The sequence below is a fragment of the Streptomyces sp. NPDC001204 genome (assembly GCF_053598035.1).
The window spans coordinates 15507-40767 of record NZ_JBSFJL010000017.1; the positions used below are offsets into that span (position 1 = coordinate 15507).

At 72.4% G+C, this 25261-nt stretch carries 27 protein-coding genes; 19 read left to right on the plus strand and 8 right to left on the minus strand.

The genetic code is table 11. The annotated features are described in order from the left end of the window. Positions 1-26: 26 nt before the first annotated feature. From ACWC91_RS22840 to ACWC91_RS22875, 8 genes are all read left to right on the plus strand, one after another. Positions 27-1052 (plus strand): NAD(P)/FAD-dependent oxidoreductase, encoded by a 1026-nt coding sequence (locus ACWC91_RS22840; RefSeq protein ID WP_450642381.1) that lies wholly within the window; start codon positions 27-29, stop codon positions 1050-1052. A gap of 196 nt (positions 1053-1248) precedes the next feature. Continuing rightward, a complete protein-coding gene (locus tag ACWC91_RS22845; protein WP_225079040.1) occupies positions 1249-2787 on the plus strand; it encodes an ATP-dependent DNA ligase in 1539 nt (512 codons plus the stop codon). Beyond that, positions 2784-3257 carry an NUDIX domain-containing protein gene (locus ACWC91_RS22850; protein WP_225079041.1) on the plus strand — a complete coding sequence of 158 codons (474 nt, stop codon included), beginning with the start codon at positions 2784-2786 and terminating at the stop codon, positions 3255-3257. The genes ACWC91_RS22845 and ACWC91_RS22850 overlap by 4 nt, the downstream gene beginning before the upstream one ends. A 76-nt stretch (positions 3258-3333) precedes the next feature. Beyond that, on the plus strand, positions 3334-4719 hold the full coding sequence (locus ACWC91_RS22855) for an NADP-dependent succinic semialdehyde dehydrogenase (RefSeq protein WP_225079042.1): 1386 nt from the start codon (positions 3334-3336) through the stop codon (positions 4717-4719). Positions 4720-4744: 25 nt separating this feature from the next. Further along, positions 4745-4984, plus strand: coding sequence for a DUF6213 family protein (locus ACWC91_RS22860; RefSeq protein ID WP_141363213.1), 240 nt, complete (start codon positions 4745-4747; stop codon positions 4982-4984). Between the two features lie 791 nt (positions 4985-5775). After that, positions 5776-6897, plus strand: coding sequence for a type III polyketide synthase (locus ACWC91_RS22865; protein ID WP_225079043.1), 1122 nt, complete (start codon positions 5776-5778; stop codon positions 6895-6897). Continuing rightward, positions 6894-8123 carry a cytochrome P450 gene (locus ACWC91_RS22870; protein ID WP_281155469.1) on the plus strand — a complete coding sequence of 410 codons (1230 nt, stop codon included), beginning with the start codon at positions 6894-6896 and terminating at the stop codon, positions 8121-8123. Before ACWC91_RS22865 ends, ACWC91_RS22870 begins: the two co-directional genes overlap by 4 nt. A 7-nt stretch (positions 8124-8130) precedes the next feature. Continuing rightward, entirely contained in the window at positions 8131-8649 is a 519-nt protein-coding gene (locus ACWC91_RS22875; protein ID WP_141363207.1) for a cupin domain-containing protein, read from the plus strand. On the opposite strand, the gene ACWC91_RS22880 is transcribed toward ACWC91_RS22875, so the two are convergent. Next, positions 8646-9872 (minus strand): acyl-CoA dehydrogenase family protein, encoded by a 1227-nt coding sequence (locus ACWC91_RS22880; RefSeq protein ID WP_450642383.1) that lies wholly within the window; start codon positions 9870-9872, stop codon positions 8646-8648. The two genes, ACWC91_RS22875 and ACWC91_RS22880, sit on opposite strands and share 4 nt — an antisense overlap. Before the next feature lie 169 nt (positions 9873-10041). Between ACWC91_RS22880 and ACWC91_RS22885 the strand changes: the two genes are divergently transcribed. Further along, entirely contained in the window at positions 10042-10686 is a 645-nt protein-coding gene (locus ACWC91_RS22885; RefSeq protein WP_225079046.1) for a TetR family transcriptional regulator, read from the plus strand. 87 nt (positions 10687-10773) lie between these two features. Here the strand turns inward: ACWC91_RS22885 and def are convergent, their stop codons facing one another. Then, positions 10774-11313: a peptide deformylase gene (def, locus tag ACWC91_RS22890; RefSeq protein WP_141363201.1), complete on the minus strand. Its 540-nt coding sequence runs from the start codon at positions 11311-11313 to the stop codon at positions 10774-10776. Positions 11314-11464: 151 nt separating this feature from the next. Between def and ACWC91_RS22895 the strand changes: the two genes are divergently transcribed. From ACWC91_RS22895 to ACWC91_RS22915, 5 genes are all read left to right on the plus strand, one after another. Then, complete coding sequence (locus ACWC91_RS22895; protein ID WP_388479949.1) at positions 11465-12703, plus strand: MurT ligase domain-containing protein; 1239 nt, start codon at positions 11465-11467, stop codon at positions 12701-12703. Between the two features lie 20 nt (positions 12704-12723). Further along, a complete protein-coding gene (locus ACWC91_RS22900; RefSeq protein ID WP_225079049.1) occupies positions 12724-13452 on the plus strand; it encodes a type 1 glutamine amidotransferase in 729 nt (242 codons plus the stop codon). A gap of 289 nt (positions 13453-13741) precedes the next feature. Then, positions 13742-14767, plus strand: a complete 1026-nt coding sequence (locus ACWC91_RS22905) for a 6-phosphofructokinase (RefSeq protein ID WP_225079050.1) — start codon at positions 13742-13744, stop codon at positions 14765-14767. Positions 14768-14888: 121 nt separating this feature from the next. After that, positions 14889-15839 carry a cytochrome c oxidase assembly protein gene (locus ACWC91_RS22910; protein WP_225079051.1) on the plus strand — a complete coding sequence of 317 codons (951 nt, stop codon included), beginning with the start codon at positions 14889-14891 and terminating at the stop codon, positions 15837-15839. Between the two features lie 232 nt (positions 15840-16071). Next, a complete protein-coding gene (locus tag ACWC91_RS22915; RefSeq protein ID WP_225079052.1) occupies positions 16072-16242 on the plus strand; it encodes a hypothetical protein in 171 nt (56 codons plus the stop codon). Positions 16243-16248: 6 nt separating this feature from the next. Here ACWC91_RS22915 and ACWC91_RS22920 read toward each other — a convergent pair whose 3' ends face one another. From ACWC91_RS22920 to ACWC91_RS22935, 4 genes are read right to left on the minus strand one after another with little or no spacing between them, the layout of a single operon-like run. Continuing rightward, positions 16249-17454 (minus strand): sensor histidine kinase, encoded by a 1206-nt coding sequence (locus ACWC91_RS22920; RefSeq protein WP_225079053.1) that lies wholly within the window; start codon positions 17452-17454, stop codon positions 16249-16251. Next, the gene (locus ACWC91_RS22925; protein WP_225079054.1) at positions 17451-19163 is read right to left on the minus strand and encodes a sodium/solute symporter; all 1713 of its coding nucleotides are present in this window, start codon (positions 19161-19163) and stop codon (positions 17451-17453) included. The genes ACWC91_RS22920 and ACWC91_RS22925 overlap by 4 nt, the downstream gene beginning before the upstream one ends. A 5-nt stretch (positions 19164-19168) precedes the next feature. Then, positions 19169-19528 (minus strand): hypothetical protein, encoded by a 360-nt coding sequence (locus ACWC91_RS22930; protein ID WP_225079055.1) that lies wholly within the window; start codon positions 19526-19528, stop codon positions 19169-19171. 15 nt (positions 19529-19543) lie between these two features. Next, positions 19544-20299, minus strand: a complete 756-nt coding sequence (locus ACWC91_RS22935; protein ID WP_225079056.1) for a LytR/AlgR family response regulator transcription factor — start codon at positions 20297-20299, stop codon at positions 19544-19546. 77 nt (positions 20300-20376) lie between these two features. Here ACWC91_RS22935 and ACWC91_RS22940 point away from each other — a divergent pair, with 77 nt between their 5' ends. The 5 genes from ACWC91_RS22940 to ACWC91_RS22960 all read left to right on the plus strand — a co-directional run bounded on the left by ACWC91_RS22940 (position 20377) and on the right by ACWC91_RS22960 (position 23651). Continuing rightward, on the plus strand, positions 20377-20880 hold the full coding sequence (locus ACWC91_RS22940; protein WP_225079057.1) for an Lrp/AsnC family transcriptional regulator: 504 nt from the start codon (positions 20377-20379) through the stop codon (positions 20878-20880). A gap of 121 nt (positions 20881-21001) precedes the next feature. Beyond that, the gene (gene ddaH, locus ACWC91_RS22945) at positions 21002-21820 is read left to right on the plus strand and encodes a dimethylargininase (RefSeq protein ID WP_225079058.1); all 819 of its coding nucleotides are present in this window, start codon (positions 21002-21004) and stop codon (positions 21818-21820) included. Further along, a complete protein-coding gene (gene rocD, locus ACWC91_RS22950) occupies positions 21820-23040 on the plus strand; it encodes an ornithine--oxo-acid transaminase (RefSeq protein ID WP_225079059.1) in 1221 nt (406 codons plus the stop codon). The genes ddaH and rocD overlap by 1 nt, the downstream gene beginning before the upstream one ends. Positions 23041-23085: 45 nt before the next feature. After that, positions 23086-23343: a hypothetical protein gene (locus ACWC91_RS22955; RefSeq protein ID WP_450726017.1), complete on the plus strand. Its 258-nt coding sequence runs from the start codon at positions 23086-23088 to the stop codon at positions 23341-23343. Between the two features lie 5 nt (positions 23344-23348). Continuing rightward, on the plus strand, positions 23349-23651 hold the full coding sequence (locus ACWC91_RS22960; protein ID WP_141363173.1) for a hypothetical protein: 303 nt from the start codon (positions 23349-23351) through the stop codon (positions 23649-23651). 112 nt (positions 23652-23763) lie between these two features. Here the strand turns inward: ACWC91_RS22960 and ACWC91_RS22965 are convergent, their stop codons facing one another. Beyond that, positions 23764-24387 (minus strand): DedA family protein, encoded by a 624-nt coding sequence (locus ACWC91_RS22965; RefSeq protein WP_450643566.1) that lies wholly within the window; start codon positions 24385-24387, stop codon positions 23764-23766. Positions 24388-24481: 94 nt separating this feature from the next. Then, positions 24482-25204 carry an aspartate/glutamate racemase family protein gene (locus ACWC91_RS22970; RefSeq protein ID WP_225079061.1) on the minus strand — a complete coding sequence of 241 codons (723 nt, stop codon included), beginning with the start codon at positions 25202-25204 and terminating at the stop codon, positions 24482-24484. Between the last annotated feature and the right edge of the window lie 57 nt (positions 25205-25261).

The window sequence follows — 25261 nt, forward strand, 5'->3', positions numbered from 1 at the left end:
CGACCTTCTTGGTGGAGGTGGTCACCATGACCGAGAAGAGCGGAAAGACCGTGCGGGCCGAGCAGGCCGTGCGGGCCGTGCGGGCCGTGCGGGCCGTGCGGGCCGAGAAGTACGAGGCCGTCGTCGTCGGAGGCGGCGCGGCGGGCCTGTCCGCCGCGCTGGTCCTCGGCCGGGCCAGGCGGCGCACGCTGGTCGTCGACGCGGGCGAGCCGCGCAACGCGCCGTCCGCGCACATGCAGGGCTTCCTGTCCCGGGACGGCATGTCCCCGGAGCGGTTCCTCGCCGCCGGACGCGAGGAGATCGAGCGGTACGGGGTCGAACTGGTCCGGGACCGGGCGGTGAAGGCCGTCCGGGACGCCGAGGGCGAGTTCGACGTGACGCTGGCCGGAGGGCGCACGGTCCACGCCCGGCAGATGGTCGTCGCCACCGGCCTGAAGGACGAGCTCCCGGCGGTCCCGGGCCTCGCCGAACGCTTCGGCCGCGACGTCCTGCACTGCCCGTACTGCCATGGCTGGGAGGTGCGCGACCAGGCCTTCGGCGTGCTCGCCACGACCCCGCTGAGCGTCCACCAGGCGCTGATGGTGACCCAGTGGTCCAAGGACGTGACGTTCTTCCTGCACGAGGTCGGCGAGAACGAGCTGAGCGACGTCGACCTGCGCAGGCTGGCCGCGGCCGGCGTCCGCGTGGTGCCCGGCGAGGTGGCCGGGATCGTCGTCGAGGCGGACCGGCTGACCGGGGTCCGCCTCGCCGACGGCTCGACGCACGCCCGCGAGGCTCTGTTCGTAGCACCGCGCGCGCTGCCGCGGACCGACCTGCTCCAGCAACTCGGCGCCGAACTGCGCGAGACGCCGTTCGGCGCCTTCCCGGTGATCGACGAACGGGGCCTGACGACCGTCCCCGGCCTGTGGTCGGCCGGGAACGCGAGCGGTTTCGCCGAACAGGTGATCAACGCCGCCAGCCGCGGCTACCGCGCCGGCGCGGCAATCAACGGCGAACTGCTGTTCACCGACCTCGACGCGGCGGTGACGGCGGGGGGCGCGGCCCGGGTGTAGGGCATCAGCAGGACACCAGTACGGCACCACCCCTGTACCGGCAGCGCCCGGTTCAGGCCCACGTCCACGTGCGGGGCCACGTCCACGTGCGGGGCCACGCTCGCGTACAGGCCGCGCACGCGAGCGGTGCGGCGACCGTCCGCGTGCGGGGTGGCGTCCGGGTGTAAGGCGGCGTCCTGCGTTGCACCATGGCTGCATGTTGCTCGCGCGGTTGGCTCTGGTTTCGCGGGAGGTTGCCGCTGCCTCGGCGCGGTCCCGGAAGATCGCTCTGCTTGCGGAGTTGTTCCGGGAGGCGGGGGCGGAGGATGTGCCGGTCGTCATTCCGTATCTGGCGGGCCGGCTGCCGCAGGGGCGGCTGGGGGTGGGCTGGAAGGTGCTCGGCCGCCGGGTCGCCCCGGCCGCCGAGGCGTCTCTCACCGTGCGCGAGGTGGACGCCCGGCTGAGCGAGCTCGGCAAGGTGTCCGGACCCGGGTCGCAGGCGGAACGCGCCCGGATCGTCGGTGGGTTGATGGGCGCGGCGACCGAGGACGAGCAGCGGTTCCTGCTGGGGCTGCTCACCGGGGAGGTCCGGCAGGGGGCGCTGGACGCCGTCGCCGTCGAGGCGCTGGCCGGGGCGACGGGCGCGCCCCCGGCGGACGTGCGGCGGGCGGTGATGCTGGCCGGATCGTTGCAGACGGTGGCCCAGGCCCTGCTCGCGGACGGCCCGCCGGCGCTGGAGCGCTTCCGGCTCACCGTCGGCCGTCCGGTCCTGCCGATGCTGGCGCACAGCGCCTCCTCCGTGGCCGAGGCGGTCGGACGGCTCGGCGCGTGCGCCGTCGAGGAGAAACTCGACGGCATCCGGGTCCAGGTCCACCGGGACGGCGACACCGTACGGGTGCACACCCGCACTCTGGACGACATCACCGACCGGCTCCCGGAACTGACGGCGGCCGCACGGGAGTTGAACGGCGAACGGTTCATCCTGGACGGCGAGGTCATCTCCTTCGGGGCGGACGGGCGGCCGCGCTCGTTCCAGGAGACCGCCGGACGTGTGGGCTCGCGCGTCGACGTGGCCACGGCCGCCGAGGCGGTCCCCGTCTCCCCCGTCTTCTTCGACGCGCTGTCGGTCGGCGACCGCGACCTGCTCGACCTGCCGCTGACCGAGCGCCACGCCGAGCTGGCCCGTCTGGTGCCGGAGCCGATGCGGGTCAGGCGCACCCTGGTGTCCGGACCGGACGACGTGGGCGAGGCCGAACGGTTCCTGGCCGAGACGCTGCGGCGCGGCCACGAGGGTGTGGTCGTCAAGGCCCTCGACGCGGCCTACAGCGCGGGACGGCGAGGCGCTGCCTGGCTCAAGGTGAAGCCCGTGCACACCCTGGACCTGGTGGTCCTGGCCGCCGAGTGGGGCCACGGCCGCCGCACCGGCAAGCTGTCCAACCTGCACCTGGGCGCACGCACCGCCGACGGCGGCTTCGCGATGCTCGGGAAGACGTTCAAGGGCATGACGGACGCGATGCTGGCCTGGCAGACCGAGCGACTGCGCCGGCTCGCCGTCGAGGACGACGGCTGGGTGGTGACCGTGCGCCCCGAACTCGTCGTCGAGATCGCCTACGACGGCCTGCAACGGTCCACCCGCTACCCGGCGGGCGTGACCCTCCGCTTCGCCCGGGTCGTGCGCTACCGCGAGGACAAGCGGCCCGAGGACGCCGACAGCGTCGCGACGCTGCTGGCCGCGCACCCGGAGATCGCGCCATGAGCGCCCGGCGGGGCCGGCGCAGCGCCGGTCTGCTGCTGTACCGGCGCTCCGGCGACGGCCTGGAGGTGCTCCTCGGACACATGGGCGGCCCCTTCTTCGCCCGGCGGGAGGCGGGGGCGTGGACGGTGCCGAAGGGCGAGTACGACCCGGAGGAACCCGCATGGGAGGCGGCCCGCCGCGAGTTCCGGGAGGAGCTGGGACTGCCGCCGCCGGACGGGGAGGCCGTGCCGCTGGGCGAGGTCCGGCAGACGAACGGCAAGACCGTCACCGCCTGGGCGATCGAGGGCGACCTCGACCCGGCGGCGATCGTCCCCGGCACCTTCACCATGCAGTGGCCGCCGCGGTCCGGACGCACCCAGGAGTTCCCGGAGCTCGACCGGGTGGCCTGGCTCGGTCTGGACCGGGCCCGCGAGGTGATCGTCACGGCCCAGACCGCGTTTCTCGACCGCCTGGCCGAGCACTCGCTCTGACGAGGACCCCACGCGTTGCGATCGGCACCGCGGCGCGGGAAGGTCGAAGCACAGCCCGTTCCAGGGGAGGTCAGCCATGTCCATCGCCACGGTGAACCCGGCCAACGGCGAGACGCTCAAGACGTACGAGGCCATGGGCGAGGAGGAGATCGAGCGCCGGCTCCAGCTCGCGCAGGCCACGTTCCGTACGTACCGGACGACGGCCTGCGCCGAGCGGGCCCGGCTGATGAACAGGGCCGCCGCCCTCCTCGACGAGGACCAGGAGGAGATCGCCCGTGTCATGACCACGGAGATGGGCAAGCCGGTCAAGCAGGCCCGCGCGGAGGCCGCGAAGTGCGCCAAGGCGATGCGCTGGTACGCCGAGCACGCCGAGGAACTCCTCGCCGACGAGTGGCCCGCCGAGTCGGACGTGAAGGACTCCGGGGCCTCCCGCGCCCTGGTCCGCTACCGGCCGCTCGGACCGGTGCTGGCCGTCATGCCCTGGAACTTCCCGCTGTGGCAGGTGATCCGCTTCGCCGCGCCCGCCCTGATGGCCGGCAACGTCGGCCTGCTCAAGCACGCCTCCAACGTGCCGCAGACGGCGCTGTACCTGGAGGACCTGTTCCACCGGGCGGGCTTCGCCGAGGGCTGTTTCCAGACCCTGCTCATCGGCTCCGCAGCGGTCGACGACATCCTGCGCGACGAGCGCGTGAAGGCGGCCACCCTGACCGGCAGCGAACCGGCCGGGCGGGCGGTGGCGTCCACCGCCGGGGAGATGATCAAGAAGACGGTGCTGGAGCTGGGCGGCAGCGACCCGTTCATCGTGATGCCGTCCGCCGACATCGACCGGGCCGCCGGGGTCGCGGTGACCGCGCGCGTGCAGAACAACGGCCAGTCCTGCATCGCGGCCAAGCGGTTCATCGTGCACACGGACGTCCACGACGCCTTCGCCGAGCGCTTCGTGGCCGGTATGAGGGCGCTGCGGATCGGCGACCCGTTGCAGGAGGACACCGACGTCGGGCCGCTGTCCAGCGAGCGGGGCCGGGCGGACCTGGAGGAGCTCGTCGACGACGCCCGGCGCGGCGGGGCCCATGTCCTGTGCGGTGGCGAACGTCCCGACCGGCCCGGCTGGTACTACCCGCCGACCGTGCTGTCCGGCATCACCCGCGAGATGCGCATCCACCGCGAGGAGGCGTTCGGTCCGGTGGCCACGCTGTACCGTGCGACCGACCTCGACGAGGCGGTGCTCATCGCGAACGACTCGCTCTTCGGTCTGAGTTCCAACGTCTGGACCGAGGACGAAGCCGAGGTGGAACGGTTCGTACGGGACCTGGAGGCGGGCGGGGTGTACATCAACGGGATGACCGCCTCGCACCCGGCGTTCCCGTTCGGCGGGGTGAAGCGGTCGGGGTACGGACGTGAGCTGTCCGGGCACGGAATCCGCGAGTTCTGCAACATCACCACCGTGTGGCACGGGGCATGAGGCTTCCACGGCTACGATCCCCTTTGTGAACCGCGAAGTGACTCTGCCTCTGATCGTCGACGACCGCGGTACCTTGCAGGTGGCCGCAGCGGACGTGAGCAAGCTGTTGCGCACGGTCGGCGGCCGGTGGCTGCGGCTGGTGGAGGCCGGCCAGGAGGGTCTCGACGAGGACACGGTGGCCGCGTTGACCATCGAGCTGGCCAAGCTGGCCGACCGCATCGACGTGGCCTGCATCGCCCACAGCAGCGGAACCGCCTCCGGCTGACGCTTCGGCGCGCCTGGCCCTGCCCCGCCTCGTCGACAGCAGCAGCACCGCCTCCCGGACGGACCGAGCCCACGCCGCGCGCCCACGGCTGCCGTCTCGACGATGTACACGCCGCGCGGGGTGGTGGCGAGGTGACCCGGCGACCGCTTCGGCACCTCTCGCCCCGCCCGGCCCGGCCCCGCCCCATCACGTCTCGCCCCACCTCGCCTCGCCCGCGGCTGCGGAACCGCCTCCGGCTGACCGGACAGACCGGGCCTGCGGGCCGACGGGAGCCCCGCGGCGCCGGACCGGCTGCCGCGACCCGGCGGGCGCTCCCGTGCGTTGCCACGCCCGCTGCGCCGGACCGGCTGCCGCGACCCGGCGGGCGCTCCCGTGCGTTGCCACGCCCGCTGCGCCCTCCCTCGCCTCGCCCTCGCCCCGGCCCGCCCCGGGACACGGAGCCCGGCCGTGCGCCCGCGCGGCGCTCGTGGCGCCCGCTCCGCGGGACGGCGGCTCCCTCCGTGCGGGCCGGCGCCGTACTCCTGAAGGCTGACGCCGACGCCCGCCCCCGGCGGCTCAGGGGGCGCGGCCTGGATCTTCCTGTGGTGGGTGGCGGACGGAGCGGGCCGTGAGGCTCGTGACGGAGCGCGACCTCAAGGCTGTGAGCAGGCGTTTTCCGGCCGCGGAAGCCGGTTTACCGTCCTCCGGAACCAAGCCTCGCGAGCCTGCCGGGCCGTGTTCGCCGTCGCCGGATTGGAGTAGTTCCGCGAGAAGATCGTCGCTCTCCCGGGTGATCGTGGATAAGCCACCTTTTGGGTGCAGCACCCTCCCCGGGGGGCAACCGGCCTTCCGGAAGGCGAAAGCAGGCACGGCTCATGGCGACTTTGTGCAGACCCTCGGTGTCCGTTCCAGAGCACGTGATCACGATGGAGGAGACACTGGAGCTCGCGCGCTCCCGCCACGCGGACCACCCGCAACTCTCTCTGGCCCTCCGGCTGATCGAGAACACCGGCGTGCGGACCCGGCACATCGTGCAGCCCATCGAGGAGACCCTCAAGCACCCCGGCTTCGAGGAGCGCAACAAGCTCTACGAGCAGGAGGCGAAGGCCCGGGTCCCCGCGGTCGTCCAGCGGGCTCTCGACGACGCTCAGCTCCTGGCCCGGGACATCGATGTCATCATCTACGTCTCGTGCACGGGCTTCATGATGCCCTCGCTCACCGCGTGGCTGATCAACACGATGGAGTTCGACTCGACCACCCGGCAGCTCCCCATAGCCCAGCTGGGCTGTGCGGCCGGGGGCGCCGCGATCAACCGGGCCCACGACTTCTGCACGGCCTACCCGGACGCCAACGCGCTCATCGTGGCCTGCGAGTTCTGCTCGCTGTGCTACCAGCCCACCGACCTCGGCGTCGGCTCCCTGCTCTCCAACGGCCTGTTCGGCGACGGCATCGCCGCGGCCGTGGTCCGCGGCACCGGCGGCACGGGCGTCCGGCTGGAGCGCAACGGCTCGTACCTGATCCCCAAGACCGAGGAGTGGATCGCCTACGACGTCCGGGCGACCGGCTTCCACTTCATGCTGGACAAGCGGGTGCCCACCACGATGGAGCCGCTCGCCCCGGCCCTGCGGGACCTGGCCGGAGTGCACGGCTGGGACGCCTCCGACCTGGACTTCTACGTCATCCACGCGGGTGGCCCACGCATCCTGGACGACCTCAGCAAGTTCCTGGACGTCGAGCCGCACGCGTTCCGGTTCAGCCGGGCCACGCTCACCGAGTACGGCAACATCGCCAGCGCCGTCGTCCTGGACGCGCTGCGCCGGCTGTTCGACGACGGCAGCACCGAGGACCGGGCGCGCGGACTGCTCGCCGGGTTCGGCCCCGGCATCACCGCCGAGATGTCGCTCGGCTACTGGCAGGCGGGGGGCGGGGCATGACCGAGGAGACGCTCGTCGAGGAGGCGCGCACCGGGACGGCGCCGCCGGTCCGGCACTGGCCGGCGTTCGACCTGACGGGCGTGGCCTTCGACCCGGTGCTCTCCGAGCTGATGGAGCAGGGCCCGGTCACCCGTATCGAGCTGCCCAACGGCGAGGGCTGGGCGTGGCTGGTGACCCGCATGGACGACGTGCGGACGGTCACCGACGACCCCCGGTTCAGCCGCGAGGCGGTCATCGACCGGCAGATCACCAGGCTGGCCCCGCACTTCATCCCGGCCCGCGACGCGGTCGGCTTCCTGGACCCGCCCGACCACACCCGGCTGCGCCGCACGGTCGCCCCCGCCCTCACCGCGCACGGTGTCGAGCGGGTGCGGGACAGCGCCCGGCGGATGCTGGACGAGCTGGTCGACGACCTGCTCGCGAACGGCCCGCCCGCCGACCTGACCGCCGAGGTGCTCAGCCCGTTCCCGGTCGCGGTGATCTGCGAGCTGATGGGTGTGCCGGTCGCGGACCGGCAGGGGATGCACGCCTGGACCCGGCAGATCCTGTCCTCCGCGCCCGGCGCCGCCGCCGGCGAGCAGGCCAGGGAGGAGATGGGCACGTACTTCGCCGAGCTCCTCGACGCCCGAGCGGACAGCGCCGGTGAGGACATCGCCTCACTGCTCGGGACCGCCGTGGCACGCCGTGAGATCGCCCTGGCGCAGGCCGTGGGCCTCGCGATCCTCCTCCAGATCGGCGGCGAGGCGCTCACCGGCAACAGCGGGCAGATGTTCTACGTCCTGCTGAGCCGTCCCGAGCTGGCCGACCGGCTGCGCGCGGACCGGGGGATCCGCCCCCGGGCCATCGACGAGCTGCTGCGCTGCATCCCGCACCGCAACGCGGTCGGGCTGTCCCGGATCGCCCTGGAGGACGTGGAGCTCGAGGGGGTGCGGATCCGGGCGGGCGACGCGGTCTACGTGTCGTACCTGGCCGCCAACCGCGACCCGGACGTCTTCCCCGACCCCGGGACGATCGACCTCGCGCGCAGTCCGAACCCGCACGTGGCGTTCGGCTTCGGCCCGCACGACTGCCCGGGCGGTCAGTTGGCCCGGCTGGAGTCGGAGCTGCTGGTGGACGCCCTGCTGGACCGGGTGCCGAATCTGCGGCTCGCGGTGCCCCCGGAGCAAGTGCCCTTCAGAAAGGGCGCGTTGATCCGGGGGCCCGAGACCCTGCCCGTGACGTGGTGAGCCGGCGATGACCACGGAAGGGCTGCTCGTACCGCCGGGCCAGGGCCGCGTCGTCGAGGCGCCGGCCCAGCGCGTGACGTTCAAGGTGACCGGCTCGCACTCGCGGACGGCCTCCACCTTCGAGGTGGAGGTCCCGCCGGGCTTCGACGTCGGCGCCCATGTGCACACCCGCAGCGAGGAGTTGTTCTACGTGCTCGAGGGCGAGCTGGACGTGCTCGCCTTCGAGCCGCGGATCCGGACCCCCGACCACTGGCAGCGGTGGGAGTCCCACTCCGGCAACCGGGTGGTGCGGGCGACCCCGGGCACGGTCATCGTCGTCCCGCCGGGCTGCCCGCACGCCTTCGCCAACCCCACCGACTCCCCCGCCAAGATGTTCTTCCAGGCGTCCCCACCGCCGGACCACGAGCGGTACTTCGAGGAACTGCTGGAGATCCTGGGCAACGGGGGCCCGCCGGACCACACGGCGATCGGGGCCCTCAGAAAGCGCTATGACATCGAGCAACTGACGCCGCTGCGGCACCGCTAGCGGATCGGCATGCCCGAGATCGTGCGGGAGATCACCAGGCGCTGGATCTCACTGGTCCCTTCGAAGATGGTGTAGATCGCCGCGTCACGGTGCATCCGCTCCACCGGGTACTCCCGGGTGTAGCCGTTGCCGCCGAGGATCTGGATGGCCTGGGCCGTGACCTTCTTCGCGGTCTCGCTGGCGAACAGCTTGGACATCGAGCCCTCGGCGGCCTCGAACGGCCTGCCGTTGACCGCCATCCACGAGGCCCGCCAGACCAGCAGCCGGGCGGCGTCGATCCGCGTGCGCATGTCGGCGAGCTGGAAGGCGACGCCCTGGTTGTCGATGATCGGCCGGCCGAACTGCTCCCGCGTCCTGGCGTAGTCGAGGGCGACCTCGTAGGCGGCCCGGGCGGTGCCGACCGCCATGGCGCCCACGGCGGGGCGGGACGCCTCGAAGGTGGCCATCGCGGCGTTCTTCACCCTCTCACCGCCCTTCCGGGCCTTCTCCCGGGCGCGGGCGAGCCGCTCGTCGAGCTTCTCCTTGCCGCCGAGCAGGCAGGACCCGGGGACGCGTACGCCGTCCAGGACCACCTCGGCGGTGTGCGAGGCGCGGATGCCGTGCTTCTTGAACTTCTGGCCCTGCGTCAGTCCCGGTGTGCCCGGAGGGACGATGAAGGAGGCGTGGCCCTTGGAGCCGAGTCCGGGGTCGACGGAGGCGACGACCACGTGCACGTTGGCGATGCCGCCGTTGGTCGCCCAGGTCTTGGTGCCGTTGATCACCCACTCGTCCTTGGCCTCGTCGTACACCGCGCGGGTGCGCATCGAGGCCACGTCGGAGCCGGCGTCGGGCTCGGACGAGCAGAAGGCGGCGACCTTCACGTCGCTCGGGTCGCCGTACATCTGCGGGATCCAGGTGCCGATCTGCTCCTCGGTGCCGTTGGCGAGGACGCCCACGGCGGCGAGGCCTGTGCCGACGATGGACAGGGCGATGCCGGCGTCGCCCCAGAACAGCTCCTCCATGGCCATCGGGATGCCGAGGCCGGTGACGTCGAAGTACTGCTGGGCGTAGAAGTCGAGGGAGTAGATGCCGACCTTGGCGGCCTCCTGGATGACCGGCCAGGGGGTCTCCTCGCGCTCGTCCCATTCGGCGGCGGCCGGGCGCATCACATCGGCCGCGAAGCCGTGCAGCCAGTCCCGGACCTGCTTCTGCTCGTCGTTGAGCTCCATGGTGAACTCGGCCATGTCCCCTCCAGCGGCACACCTGCGTGTTACTTGCGGTAACGATACTATGTTACTGGTCAGTAGAAAAAGTCGACTCCTGATCATTCCCCGGCAGCCCGTTCGAGGTATCGGGCCCCGTCAGTGTTACTTTGCGCAGGCGTCACCGAACCAGCACGGGTGGGGAGATCTCATGGACACCACGCAGCGGACCGATCAGCAGCGGTCCGCCGACCGCCGACGGCGCGAGCTGCTGGAGGCCGCCGACCGGGTGGTGCTGCGCGACGGCCCGCACGCGTCGATGAACGCCATCGCCGCCGAGGCCGGCATCACCAAGCCGATCCTCTACCGCCACTTCGGCGACAAGGGAGGGCTGTACGCCGCCCTCGCCCAGCGGCACACCGACGCCCTGCTCGGCTCCCTGCGGGCCGCGCTGGACGCCCCCGCGGACCGACGGGAGCGCGTGGAGTCGACGCTGGACACCTACCTCGCGGCCATCGAGGCCCGCCCGCAGGTCTACCGCTTCCTGATGCACCCGGCGGAGGGCGGCCAGGGCACCGACCAGGGCTTCGACGTCGGCAAGCACTCCGCCCCGCTGCTGCGCCGCATGGGCGAGGAGCTGGCCCTGGTCATCGAGGAGCGGCTCGACCTGGGCCCGGCCGGACAGCAACTGGCCCGTGTGTGGGGCCACGGCATCGTCGGCATGATGCACGCGGCCGGCGACTGGTGGCTGGGCGAACGTCCGTGCTCGCGGGCGGAGCTGGTCCGCAGCCTGGCGGACCTCCTGTGGGGACGGCTGGCCGCGGTGGGCGACAAGATGGGCGGCCCCGGGTTCTGAGCCGCGCCCGCGGGCTCGGCCCTCATCACCGTGCGGCTGCGCCGCGGGGCGCGAACGACCGCCGACGGCCCGTGGCCGCGCGGTGGTTCACCGCCCCCACGGTGCCCGTGCGGCCTGCCGCAGCAGCCGGCTGCGCCGCCACCCCGAGAGGCGGTCGGCGTACACCCGGCCGTCGAGGTGGTCGCACTCGTGCTGGAGGCAGCGCGCGAAGAACCCCGTCCCGTGCACGGTGACCGGCTCCCCGGTCGCCGAGAAGCCCTCGACCACGGCGTGGTCGTAGCGCTCCGTCCCCGCCTCCAGGCCCGGCAGGGACAGGCAGCCCTCCGGCCCGCGGATCTCCACGCCGTCCGCCTCCACCAGCCGCGGGTTGACCACATGGCCGAGGTGGCGCACGTCCTCGTCGTCCGGGCAGTCGTACACGAAGACGCGCAGCGGCAGCCCTATCTGGTTCGCGGCGAGGCCCACGCCACGCGCCGCGTACATGGTCGCGAACAAGTCCTCCACCACCTGGAACAGTTCGGGACCGAAGTCGGTGACCTCCTCGCAGGGAGCGTGCAGAACGGGGCTGCCGAGCAGGGAAAGGGGCCGGACGCGCCCGCGGGCGCCCGGGATCGAGCCATGTCGCATGGCGGCAAGGGTACGGTTCCATGTGCCCCTGCCTGCCGCGCTGGCAGGGGCCGGGATTCGGGAGCGTCGACGGATCTCGATAGGCTGAGGTCCACACCACGTTGCCGGATGGCTCAGGGCGCGGCGCGTACGCAAGGAGGATCGAGAACTGATGGCAGGCAACTCGGACCCGCTCACGCCGCGGGCCAAGCTGGCCGTGACCGCGGGCAAGGCGGTCGCTGCGGCATCGCGTGCCGCGGGACGGGGCAGCGGTTCGGTGATCGGCGGTCGGGTGGCCCTCAAGCTCGACCCCGATCTGCTCGCCCGGCTCGCCCAGCACCTGGACGTGATCCTGGTCTCGGCGACCAACGGCAAGACCACGACCACCCGGCTCATCGCCGAGGCGCTGCGGGCCGCGGGCCCCGTCGTGTCCAACGCGCTCGGGGCGAACATGCCCGCGGGCATCACCTCGGCGCTCGCCGGCGGCTCGGACGCCAAGTTCGGCGTCATAGAGGTCGACGAGAAGTACCTCGCGGGCGTGGCACGGGACACCGATCCCAAGTGCATCGCGCTGCTCAACCTCTCCCGCGACCAGCTCGACCGGGCCGGCGAGACCCGGATGCTCGCCGAGAACTGGCGTGAGGCGCTCAGCGGCTCCAAGGCCGTGCTCGTCGCCAACTGCGACGACCCGCTGGTGGTGTGGGCCGCGTCCTCGTCCCCCAACGTGATCTGGGTGGCCGCCGGACAGATGTGGAAGGACGACGCCTGGTCCTGCCCCTCCTGCGGCGGAGTGATGCAGCGTCCGGGCGACGACTGGTACTGCGGCGAGTGCGGCTTCCGCCGGCCCACCCCCAGCTGGGCCCTGTCCGGCGACCACGTCCTCGACCCGCACGGCTCGGCCTGGCCGATCCACCTCCAGTTGCCGGGCCGCGCCAACAAGGCCAACGCCGCCTCGTCCGCGGCCGTCGCCGCCGTCTTCGGGGTGCCGCCGCAGGTCGCCCTGGAGCGGATGTACCAGGTGCAGGCGGTCGCGGGCCGCTACGACGTCGTCCAGTTCCAGGATCGCGACCTGCGTCTGTTGCTGGCGAAGAACCCCGCCGGCTGGCTGGAGACGTTCTCCCTGATCGACCCGCCGCCCACCCCGGTCATCCTGTCGGTCAACGCGCGCAGCGCCGACGGCACCGACACCTCCTGGCTGTGGGACGTCGACTACACGCGCCTGACCGGGCACCCGCTCTTCGTGCTCGGTGACCGGAAGCTGGACCTCGCGGTGCGCCTGGAGGTCGCGGGCCAGCAGTTCCAGGTCTGCGACAGCCTGGACCAGGCCGTGCAGCAGGCCCCGCCCGGCCGGATCGAGGTCATCGCCAACTACACCGCGTTCCAGGACCTGCGCCGCCGCGTCGGCAACTGACCACAAAGGACGAGCACTTCATGAGTGACAACCAACTGCGGCTGGTGTGGATCTACCCGGACCTGCTGAGCACCTACGGCGACCAGGGCAACGTCCTCGTGGTGGAGCGCCGGGCCCGGCAGCGCGGCCTGGACGTGGCCCGTCTCGACGTGCGCAGCGACCAGCCGATCCCGACCTCCGGCGACATCTACCTGATCGGCGGTGGCGAGGACCGGCCGCAGCGGCTGGCGGCGGAGCGGCTGCGCCGCGACGGCAGCCTGCACAGGGCGGTGGAGAACGGCGCGATCGTCTTCTCCGTCTGCGCCGGGTACCAGATCCTCGGCCACGAGTTCGTCAACGACCTCGGGCAGCGTGAGCCGGGGCTCGGCCTGCTCGACGTCGTGTCGGTGCGCGGTGAGGGCGAGCGGTGCGTCGGCGACGTGCTCGGCGACGTCGACCCGCGGCTCGGCCTGCCCCAGCTGACCGGGTTCGAGAACCACCAGGGCGTCACCCACCTGGGCCCCACCGCCCGCCCGCTCGCCCAGGTCCGCCTGGGCAAGGGCAACGGCACGGGCGACGGCACGGAGGGCGCGTACAACGACACCGTCTTCGGCACGTACATGCACGGGCCGGTGCTGGCCCGCAACCCGCTGATCGCGGACCTGCTGCTGAAGCTGGCGCTCGACGTCAACGCGCTGCCGCCGATCGAGGACCACTGGTACGAGGCACTGCGCAACGAGCGCATCGCGGCTGCGCAGCAGCCTGCGTAGTGACAGCTGCGCAGCAGCCTGCGTAGTGACAGCCGCGCAGCAGCCCGCGTAGGAACCGTTGCGCAGGACCGGCTGCGCGTGTCGGCGCGCAGCCGGAGCAGGCCCGCGGCGGCCCGTGGGGACGGCCCCGGCGGGAGCCCGTCTGACACGGTGTCCGCACAGGTGAGCGGGCCCGTCCAGCAGGCGGACGCACGGTTCGGCCCCACCGCCCGGTGCCGCTAGGGTGGCGGGGACCGACCGGACAGTGTGGTCCGGTCCCCGCGCCCATGTTGAGAAGGTTATTCGGGCTATGCGCATTGGCGTCCTCACCTCCGGCGGCGACTGTCCCGGCCTGAACGCCGTCATCCGGTCCGTCGTACACCGTGCCGTCGTCGATCACGGCGACGAGGTCATCGGCTTCCGCGACGGCTGGAAGGGCCTCCTGGAGTGCGACTACCTCAAGCTCGACCTCGACGCGGTGAGTGGCATCCTCGCCCGCGGCGGGACCATCCTCGGCTCCTCCCGGGTGCGTCCCGAGCACCTGCGGGACGGCGTGGAGCGGGCCAAGGGCCACGTCGAGGAGCTGGGGCTCGACGCGATCATCCCGATCGGCGGCGAGGGCACGCTCAAGGCGGCCCGGCTGCTGTCGGACAACGGCCTGCCGATCGTCGGCGTGCCCAAGACCATCGACAACGACATCGCGGTCACGGACCTCACCTTCGGCTTCGACACCGCCGTGACGGTCGCCACCGAGGCCCTGGACCGGCTGAAGACCACCGCCGAGTCCCACCAGCGGGTGCTGATCGTGGAGGTCATGGGCCGTCACACCGGCTGGATCGCGCTCCAGTCCGGCATGGCGGCCGGCGCCCACGCCATCGTCGTCCCCGAACGCCCCTTCGACATCGAGGAGTTGGCGGCGAAGGTCGGCGAGCGTTTCGCGGCGGGCAAGCGGTTCGCGATCGTCGTGGCCGCGGAGGGCGCCAAGCCAAAGGCGGGCACCATGGACTTCGACGAGGGCGGCAAGGACGTCTACGGCCACGAGCGGTTCGCCGGCGTCGCCCGGCAGCTCTCCCTCGAACTGGAGCAGCGGCTCGGCAAGGAGGCCCGGCCGGTGATCCTCGGACACGTCCAGCGCGGCGGCACGCCGACGGCGTACGACCGGGTGCTGGCCACCCGGTTCGGCTGGCACGCCGTGGAGGCGGTGCACCGCGGGGAGTTCGGCCGGATGACGGCGCTGCGCGGCACGGACATCGTGATGGTGTCCCTGGCCGAGGCGGTGGCGACCCTCAAGACGGTCCCCGCGGAGCGGTACGCCGAGGCGGAGTGCGTGCTGTAGAGCACGCGGCGCTTCCCCACCGCCCCCGGTCGCAGTCGCGGCCGGGGGCGGCTCTACTCTGGGTGCGGACAGACAGCTGTGGACAGACAGCGCACAATCCACACGAATCAGGAGCCGGCGGATGGATCACAGCGGGCACGGCATGATGAACGATCTGCCGCCGTTCACGCTGGGACGCGGTCTCGAGTGGTCCGCGGACCCGTTCTTCCTCGTCGCCTGCCTGCTGGGGCTCGGACTGTACGGCTGGGGTGTGGTGCGGCTGCGGCGGCGCGGCGACGCCTGGCCGGTGGGCCGGACGGTGGCGTACGTCATCGGTGTGCTGACCGTGGCCCTGGTGATGTGCACCAAGCTGAACGACTACGGCATGGTCATGTTCAGCGTGCACATGGTCCAGCACATGATCATCAGCATGCTGTCGCCGATCCTGATCCTGCTCGGCGGCCCGATCACGCTGGCGCTGCGCGCGCTGCCGGTGGCCGGGAGGGGCCGCAAGGGGCCGCGTGAGCTGCTGCTGGCCCTGCTGCACAGCCGGTACCTGCGGGTCGTCACGCATCCCGCCTTCACCATCCCGATGTTCGTCGCGAGCCTGTACGCCCTGTACTTCACGCCGCTGTTCGACTTCCTGATGGGCTCCCGGGCCGGACACATCGCGATGATGGTGCACTTCCTCGCGGTGGGCCTGGTGTTCTTCTGGCCGATCATGGGCGTCGACCCGGGCCCGAACCGGCCGGGTCACCTCATGCGGATGCTGGAGCTGTTCGCGGGCATGCCGTTCCACGCGTTCTTCGGCATCGCGCTGATGATGGCGACCACGCCCATGGTCGGCACCTTCATGAACCCGCCCGCCTCGCTCGGCATCGACGCCCTGACCGACCAGAACGCGGCCGGTGGCATCGCCTGGGCGTTCAGTGAGATCCCCTCGGTCCTGGTGCTGCTCGCCCTGCTCTTCCAGTGGTACAAATCCGAACAACGCCAGGCCCGCCGCAAGGACCGCGCCGCGGACCGTGACGGCGACAAGGAGCTCGAGGCGTACAACGCTTACCTGGCGTCCCTGAACGCACGGAGCAACTGAGCCCGTCAGCGTCCGGACGGTGCAACGGGACCCTGAACGGGGCACGGTGAAGCGCGGGCTCGGTGCCGAGGGGCCTCGGCGCACCGTCCAGAACCGCGGCTCGCACCGTCCCCCGTGGCGGTCCTCCGCCGGGCCGTGGTGGGGGTGATAGTGGAAGCGGCTTGTTGTGGGGGATGCCGATGGGCCGAACCGGGGCACCATGGAGGTTACGGACCATGAGGAGGGTGCCGCGATGCACGGTTCCACGGACGGTTCCACGAAGGCGATGGGGGTGCTCACCGTCGGCGCCCTCGTCGCGGTGACGGCCTACACGGTGGCGCTCGGCGGCAACGGCTGGCTGTGGTTCGGCTGGGTCGTGCTGGGCCTGGTCACGCTGGGCATGGTCGTCACCCGCGGCACCTGAGCAGGATCACTCCCCGGTGAGCCGCGTCGCCGAGTGGACGCCCGGCTGGTACTTCGGCAGCCGGGCGCTGATCTTCATGCCCGCACCCTGCGCGGTCTCGATGACCAGTCCGTGGTCGTCGCCGTAGACCTGCCGGAGCCGGTCGTCGACGTTGGACAGGCCGATACCGCCGGAGGGGCTGTGCTCTCCCGCGAGGATGCGGCGCAGCAGGCCGGGGTCCATGCCGGCGCCGTCGTCCTCGATGACGACCACCGCCTCGGCACCCTCGTCACGCGCGGTGATCCTGATGTGGCAGGTACCGGTCTTGCCCTCGAGGCCGTGCTTGACGGCGTTCTCCACCAGCGGTTGCAGGCACAGGAACGGCAGGGCGATGGGAAGCACCTCGGGCGCTATCTGGAGGGTGACCGACAGGCGGTCGCCGAAGCGGGCCCGCACGAGCGCCAGGTAGTGCTCGATGGCGTGGAGTTCGTCGGCGAGCGTGGTGAAGTCGCCGTGCCTGCGGAACGAGTAGCGGGTGAAGTCGGCGAACTCCAGCAGCAGGTCCCGCGCCCGCTCGGGGTCGGTGCGCACGAACGAGGCGATCACCGCGAGCGAGTTGAAGATGAAGTGCGGGGAGATCTGTGCGCGCAGGGCCTTGATCTCGGCCTCGATCAGCCGGGTGCGGGACCGGTCGAGGTCCGCGAGCTCCAGTTGCACGGAGACCCAGCGGGCGACCTCGGCCGCGGCGCGGGCCAGCACGGCCGACTCTCGGGGCGCGCAGGCGACGAGGGCGCCGTGGACGCGGTCGTCGACGGTGAGCGGGGTGACGACGGCCCAGCGCACCGGGCAGTCCGGGGTCCGGCAGGTGAGCCGGAAGGCCTCGCCGCGTCCCGTCTCCAGGGGCCCGGTGAGGCGTTCCATGATCTCGGTGCGGTGGTGGCCGCCCACGCCGTCCCAGGCGAGGACCCGTGTGTCGTCCGTGAGGCACAGGGCGTCGGTGCCGAGCAGGGAGCGCAGCCGGCGGGCCGACTTGCGGGCGGTCTCCTCCGTCAGCCCGGCCCGCAGCGGGGGTGCCGCGAGCGAGGCGGCGTGCAGGGTCTGGAAGGTGGCGTGCTCGACGGGGGTGCCGAGCCCGCCGAGGCTCTGCGGACGGGCGGTGCGCCGGCCGAGCCAGTACCCGGCGGCGAGCAGCGGCAGCACGGCCACGCACAGCCCGGCGAGGAAGCCGCTCATCCCTTCACCTCCGCCCGCAACTGCTCGGGCAGGTGGAACCGGGCCAGGACGGCCGCGGTGCCGGCCGGCACCCGGCCGGGCGTGGCCAGGGACACCAGCATCATCGTGAGGAAGCCCAGCGGCACCGACCACAGGGCGGGCCAGGCGAGCAGCGCGTGCAGCGGCCCGGTGCCCGGGAAGCCCGCCATGGTCACGGCGACGGCGACGAGCGCGGCGCCGCCGCCCGCCAGCATCCCGGCCGCCGCGCCGGGCGGGGTGAGCCGCCGCCACCAGATGCCGAGGACGAGCAGCGGGCAGAAGGAGGAGGCGGACACCGCGAAGGCGAGCCCGACGGCGTCGGCGACGGGCAGTCCGCCGACCAGGACGCTCGCCGCGAGCGGTACGGCCATGGCGAGCACCGTGCCGAGCCGGAAGTGGCGTACACCGCGCGAGGGCAGTACGTCCTGGGTGAGCACCCCGGCCACCGCCATGGTCAGGCCGGAGGCGGTCGACAGGAACGCCGCGAACGCGCCGCCCGCGACCAGCGCGCCCAGCAGGTCCCCGCCGAGGCCGCCGATCACCCGGTCGGGCAGCAGCAGCACGGCGGCGTCCGCGCTCCCGGTGAGGGTGAGTTCGGGGGCGTAGAGGCGGCCGAGGGCGCCGTACACCGGGGGCAGCAGGTAGAAGGCGCCGATCAGGCCGAGCACGGCCACCGTGGTGCGGCGGGCGGCCACACCGTGCGGGCTGGTGTAGAAGCGGACGACGACGTGCGGCAGGCCCATGGTGCCGAGGAAGGTGGCGAGGATCAGCCCGTAGGTGGCGTACAGCGGGCGTTCCTCACGGCCCGCGACCAGTGAGGTGGACATGCCGCCGCTGCCGCCGCGCTCGGCCACCGGGACTCCGGCGCCCCGGGCGAAGGTGAGCCGGGTGCCGCCCTCGACGCGGTGCGTCCCGGCCGGCAGGCTCACCCGCCGCTCGTGGTGGGCGCGGCCGTCGACGGTGCCGGTCACGGTGACGGTCAGCGGGCCCTCCAGCCTGAGGTCGAGGGTTTCCGCGACGCGCACGGTGCGCTGCTCGCGGAAGGCCGCCGGCTCGTCGTAGGCGCGGCGCGGCGCCCCGTCCCCCTGCCAGGCGAGGACGAGGAAGAGGGCGGGGACGAGCAATGCGGTCAGTTTCAGCCAGTACTGGAAGGCCTGGACGAAGGTGATGCTGCGCATCCCGCCCGCGGCGACGATGGCCACCACGACGACGGCGACGATCACTCCGCCGAGCGCGGCGGGCGCCCCGGTCAGTACCGCCAGGGTGAGTCCGGCTCCCTGGAGCTGCGGCAGCAGGTACAGCCAGCCGACGCCGACGACGAAGGCGCCCGCGAGCCGACGCACGCTCTGGGAGGCGAGCCGGGCCTCGGCGAAATCGGGCAGCGTGTAGGCCCCGGACCGGCGCAGCGGGGCGGCGACGAACAGGAGCAGGACCAGGTAGCCGGCCGTGTAGCCGACCGGGTACCACAGCATGTCGGCGCCCTGGACGAGGACCAGTCCGGCTATGCCCAGGAACGAGGCCGCGGAGAGGTACTCCCCGCTGATGGCGGCCGCGTTCAGGCGCGGGCCCACGGTGCGGGAGGCGACGTAGAAGTCGGAGGTGGTGCGGGAGATGCGCAGGCCGAAGGCGCCGACGAGGACGGTGGCCACCACGACGAGGGCGACGGCGGGGACGGTGTAGGCGGAGTTCACGGCGGTCAGCGGTCTCCGACGAGCCGTACGAAGTCGCGTTCGTTGCGCTCGGCGCGGCGCACGTACCAGCGGGCGAGGAGCACCAGCGGGGCGTAGAGGCCGAAGCCGAGGACCGCCCACTTCAGCCGGCGGGCGTCGGGGGCCGCGGCGAACACCAGCGGCAGCGGGCCGACGAGGAGCACGAGCACCGCGAACACCGTGAGGGCGGCCCGCAGTTGGCTGCGCATCAGGGAGCGGACGTAGGTGTGGCCGAGGGTGGTCTGCTCGTCGATCTCCGTGCGCGGACGGTAGTGGCCCGGGGCCCGGCGGGTGCGGCGGGGCGGCCCGGTGACGACGACACGGCGTTCGGTCGGGTCCTGCGGCATGACGTCAGACACCCCCTAGCGCGCGGTCCGGCGTATCAGCAGCTCGCGCAGCTCCCGCGCGTGCCGTCGGCTGACCTGGAGTTCCTCGGAGCCGACCAGGACGCTCACGGTGCCCGCGTCCAGGCGGAGTTCACCGATGTGGCGCAGGGCCACCAGGTACCGGCGGTGGATGCGGACGAAGCCGCGGGCGCGCCAGCGCTCCTCCAGGGTGGACAGCGGGATGCGCACGAGGTGGCTGCCCCTCCCGGTGTGCAGCCTGGCGTAGTCGCCGTGCGCCTCGACGTGGGTGATGTCCTCGACGGCCACGAACCGGGTCACCCCGCCGAGTTCGACGGGCAGATGGTCGGGATCGGGCTCGCTGACGGGTATCCGCGGGGCGGCGCCGCGCAGTTGGGCGGCGCGGCGGACGGCCTCGGCGAGGCGTTCCTTGCGGACGGGCTTGAGCACGTAGTCGACGGCCTTGAGGTCGAAGGCCTGCACGGCGAAGTCCTCGTGGGCGGTGACGAACACGATCAGCGGCGGCTGGGCGAACCCGTTCAGCAGCCTGGCCAGGTCGAGGCCGTCGAGGCCCGGCATGTGGATGTCGAGGAAGACGACGTCGATCGCGTCGGGTCCGTCCGGGCCGGACTCCAGCGCCCGGTTGATGCGGCGCAGCGCCTCGGTCGCGTCGCCCGCGCCCTCCACGCCGGCGATCCGGGGATCGGCGTTCAGGAGGTACAGCAGTTCCTCCAGCGAGGGGCGTTCGTCGTCGACGGCGAGGGCGCGCAGCATGAACGTGGAGTGTAGGGGCGAAAAGCACCCTGTGACATGTGCCGGGCACCGGCGTCCGAGCTGGATACAGTGCCGCCATGAACAGCAGGCAGGCACCGTTCGACGAACTCGACCGGAAGATCCTCACCGCTCTGATGGCCAACGCCCGCAGCAGTTTCGCCGAGATCGGCGCCGCCATCGGCCTGTCCGCGACGGCCGTCAAGCGGCGCGTGGACCGGCTGCGCGAGAGCGGCGTGATCACCGGGTTCACGGCCACGGTGAAGCCTGTGGCGCTGGGCTGGCGCACGGAGGCGTACGTCGAGGTGTACTGCGAGGGCGCGGCCCCGCCGCGGCGGCTGGCCGAGGTGGTGCGCCACCATCCGGAGATCACGGCGGCGATGACGGTGACCGGCGGCGCGGACGCGCTGCTGCACGTGCGGGCGCGGGACGTGGAGCACTTCGAGGAGGTGCTGGAACGCATCCGTACCGAGCCGTTCATCCGCAAGACGATCAGCGTGATGGTGCTGTCCCATCTGCTGCCGGACAGTCCTGAGGCGGGCGCCAGCCAGCCTGCCCCGCAGGACGCAGCGGACGTGCGCTGAGTCCCGGATACACGCAGCATTGCTGCTTCAACGCGCAGCTTTTGTTTCTTGTCGTCCGTCTTCGCCACTTCCTACCTTTGAGTCACCCCAGTCGACACCCAGGAAGCGGAGGGACCCCTCTGTGCCCGAGAACCGTGTGCCGCGCCGGCGGCGCTTCCTCGTCTGCGAACCCAGACACTTCGCCGTGCAGTACGCGATCAACCCCTGGATGCATCCCGACGTCCCCGTGGACGTGTCCCTGGCCCAGGCGCAGTGGCACGAGCTGACACGCGTCTACCGCGCCCACGGCCACACCGTCGACACCGTGGAGGCCGTACCCGGCCTGCCGGACATGGTCTTCGCCGCCAACGCGGCGGTGGTCGTGGACGGCCGCGTCTTCGGCTCCCTCTTCCACGCGCCCGAGCGCCGTCCGGAGTCCCTTCCCTACGACACGTGGTTCAAGTCGGCCGGCTTCGACGTCTACCGTCCCGAGTCGGTGTGCGAGGGCGAGGGCGACTTCGTGCCCGCCGGCCGCTGGATCCTCGCCGGCACCGGTTTCCGCACCACCCGTGAGGCCCATCGGGAGGCGCAGGAGTTCCTCGGCGCCCCGGTGATCGGCCTGACCCTGGTGGACCCGTACTTCTACCACCTGGACACGGCCCTGTTCGTCCTCGACGACGAGGGCGACGGGAACATCGCGTACTACCCGGACGCGTTCTCGCCGGGCAGCCGCGAGGTGCTCGCCAGGCTGTACCCGGACGCGCTGATCGCCACCCGCGAGGACGCCATGTCCTTCGGCCTGAACTCCGTCTCGGACGGACACCACGTCTTCATCTCGCCCGGGGCCACGGCCCTGGCCGAGCAGCTCGCCGACCGCGGCTACGTCCCCGTCCCCGTCGACCTGTCCGAGTTCCACAAGGCCGGCGGGGGAATCAAGTGCTGCACCCAGGAGATCCGCTGATGACCGCACCTGCCCGTACCCGTACCTCCGCAGAGCTGATCCAGGCCGAGGAGCCGGTCCTCGCGCACAACTACCACCCGCTGCCCGTGGTCGTGGCCGGCGCCGAGGGCAGCTGGGTGGAGGACGTCGAGGGGCGCCGCTACCTCGACATGCTGGCCGGTTACTCGGCGCTCAACTTCGGTCACCGCCACCCCGTGCTGACCGAGGCCGCCCACCGCCAGCTCGACCGGCTCACCCTGACCTCGCGGGCGTTCCACAACGACCGCCTCGCCGAGTTCGCCGAGCGGCTGGCGGCGCTGACGGGGCAGGACATGGTGCTGCCGATGAACACCGGCGCCGAGGCGGTGGAGAGCGGCATCAAGGTCGCCCGCAAGTGGGCGTACGAGGTCAAGGGCGTCCCGGCCGACCGGGCGACGATCGTGGTCGCGGCGGACAACTTCCACGGCCGTACGACGACGATCGTCAGCTTCTCGACGGACGAGACGGCACGGTCGGGCTTCGGGCCGTTCACTCCGGGCTTCAAGATCGTCCCGTACAACGATCTGGCGGCCCTGGAGGCGGCGATCGACGAGACGACGGCGGCGGTGCTGATCGAGCCGATCCAGGGCGAGGCCGGCGTGCTCATCCCCGACGACGGCTACCTCGCCGGCGTGCGGGAGCTGACCCGCCGGGCGGGCTGCCTGTTCATCGCGGACGAGATCCAGTCGGGCCTCGGGCGCACCGGGCGCACCCTGGCCGTCGAGCACGAGGACGTCGTCCCGGACGTCCTGCTGCTGGGCAAGGCCCTCGGCGGCGGCATCGTGCCGGTGTCCGCGGTCGTCGGGTCCCGGGAGGTGCTCGGGGTCCTGCGGCCCGGTGAGCACGGGTCGACATTCGGCGGCAACCCGCTGGCCGCGGCGGTCGGTACGGCGGTCGTCGGGCTCCTGGAGACGGGCGAGTTCCAGCTCCGGGCGGCGGAGCTGGGCAAGGTGCTGCACGAGGGGCTCGTCCAGCTGGTCGGCCGGGGTGTCGTCGGCTTCCGCTCACGCGGCCTGTGGGCGGGCGTGGACGTGGATCCGGCGATCGGCACCGGGCGGGAGATCGGCGAACGCCTGATGCGGGAGGGCGTCCTGGCCAAGGACACCCACGGTTCCACGATCCGGCTGGCGCCGCCGCTGACCATCACCGAGGCGGAGCTGCGCTCGGCCCTCGCCTCACTGGAGAAGGTGCTGGCCGCCTGAGGCGGACACCTGCGCCGGACGCTCACCGCCGGAGGTCTTCCGGCGGTGAGCGTCGTCCCGGTCCGGGCTCCGTCGCAGCCGAGGACGCCGGCCGGATCGCCTCGCCGGATCGCCCGGCCGGTGGTGGACCGGCCCGTGGTCGCCCGGCCGGTGGTGGACCGGCCCGTGGTCGCCCGGCCGGTGGTGGACCGGCCGGTGGTGGACCGGTCGGTGGTGGACCGGCCGGTGGTGGGCTGGTCGGTGGTGGGCTGGTCGGTGGTGGGCTGGGTACCCGCCTCGATGAGTGACTCTTCGAGGAGATGACTCCCATGCTGCTCATCGGCCTGCTCCTCCTTGCGGCGACAGCCGCCTTCACCGGTCTGGTCATCGCCGACAACCTGTCCGGCGGCCCGCACTACCCGGTGTCGGTGCTCGGCAACCACATCGCCACCATGAACACGCTCGAGGTCTTCAGCGCGGGTCTCGCCCTCGCCCTGCTCTTCTGCCTGGGCGCGAGCCTGCTGACCGGCGCCGCGACGCACCACCGGCACGCGCACCGGGCCCCGCGCCACTACGGCGGCGGGCGGGACACCGGCTCGCTGAACGAGCCCACGGGCCGGGACGGCCGCTGACGCCCACGGCCGCACCCGTGGGTCCGGTGCCGGTAGTGGGCGTGCGCGCCCGTACGTGTGTCCACGGGCCGGACGGTGTGCCCGTGCCCCGTGGACGGCGCGCGTGACGCCGTCAGTCCTCGCGTCGCCTGCGCCGCAGCAGGTGCCGCACGATCAGCGCGACGACGAGGACCGCGAGCGCCACGAGCACGTACACCTGGTAGCGGCTGATCTCGTCGTAGACCGTGCCGATGTGCGTGCCCGCGGCGTAGGCGAGGGTCACCCACAGGCCGACCCACAGCGCCGCGCCGAGCGCGTTGAAGGCGAGGAAGCGGAGCCAGTGCATGCCCGTGGTGCCGGCGATGATGCCGTTGGCCTGGCGCAGGCCCTCGATGAACCGGGCCACCACGACGATCTTGCCGCCGTGCCGGCCGAAGAATCGCTCGGCCGCCGCGAACCGCTCCGGCGTCAGGAAGATGTACCGGCCCCAGCGGTGCACGAAGGGACGTCCGCCGAGGTGGCCGACGAGATAGCCGATGTTGTCCCCGACGACGGCCGCGGCGAACGCGATCAGGGCCACGGCCACGACGTCGAGCTGCCCGGCCCCGGCGTACACCCCGGCCGCGATCAGGATCGTCTCGCCCGGGGCGGGGACTCCGAAGTCCTCCACGAGGACCACTGCGCCGACGGCCCAGTAGCCGTAGTGGCTGAGCAGCGGTGCCAGGTGCGCCAGCGGACCCGGAAGCGGAGGGGCCATGCCCACACCGTACGACGGCGCGTGAACGGTCACCGGCAGACACGGCAACGCGCCGCCGCGTACTTCCGGAGCTCGGACGGCGCCCCGTGGCCCGTCACCGCACGATCGGCCAGCCCGTCACGGTCTTGGACCTCGGCGGTGCGTAGCTGCGCGCCTTGCTGGTGCTGAGGCCGAGCCGGACGAGCCCTTCGGCCAGGGTGACCGCGGCGGCGACGCCGTCGACGACGGGGACGCCCGTGGCGGCACTGATCTTCTGGTCGAGCCCGGCCATACCGCCGCACCCCAGGCAGATCACCTCCGCCCGGTCCTCGTCGACGGCCCTGCGGGCCTCCGCCACGATCGCGTCGGCCGCGCGCGCCGGATCCGCCTCCAGCTCCAGCACGGGCAGCCCGGAGGCCCGCACCGAGGCACACCGCTCGTTCAGCCCGGCGAGCAGCAGCCGGTCCTGGATCTGCGGCACGGCCCGGTCCAGGGTGGTGACGACCGAGTACGTGCGGCCGATCAGCATCGCCACCTGCGCCGCCGCCTCGGTGATGTCCACCACCGGGACGTCCAGCAGCTCCTGGAGGCCCTCCCGGCCGTGCTCGCCGTACCCGGCCTGGATCACCGCGTCGTAGGGCTCGTCGTAGCGGACGATCCGGTCCATCACGGCGACGGCGGCCAGGTAGCTCTCGAAGTTGCCCTCCACCGACTCCGGCCCGAACGAGGGGGTGAGCCCGACGATCTCGACGCCGGGGGAGGCGGACGCCGCGGCCTGTGCACGGATCGTCTCGGTCATGGAGGCGGTCGTGTTCACATTGGCGATCAGTATGCGCATCTTGGTCCTTTCTCTTTCGGCCAGTGGTCGCCCGCGGCGCCGGCCGGCCCGTCGGTC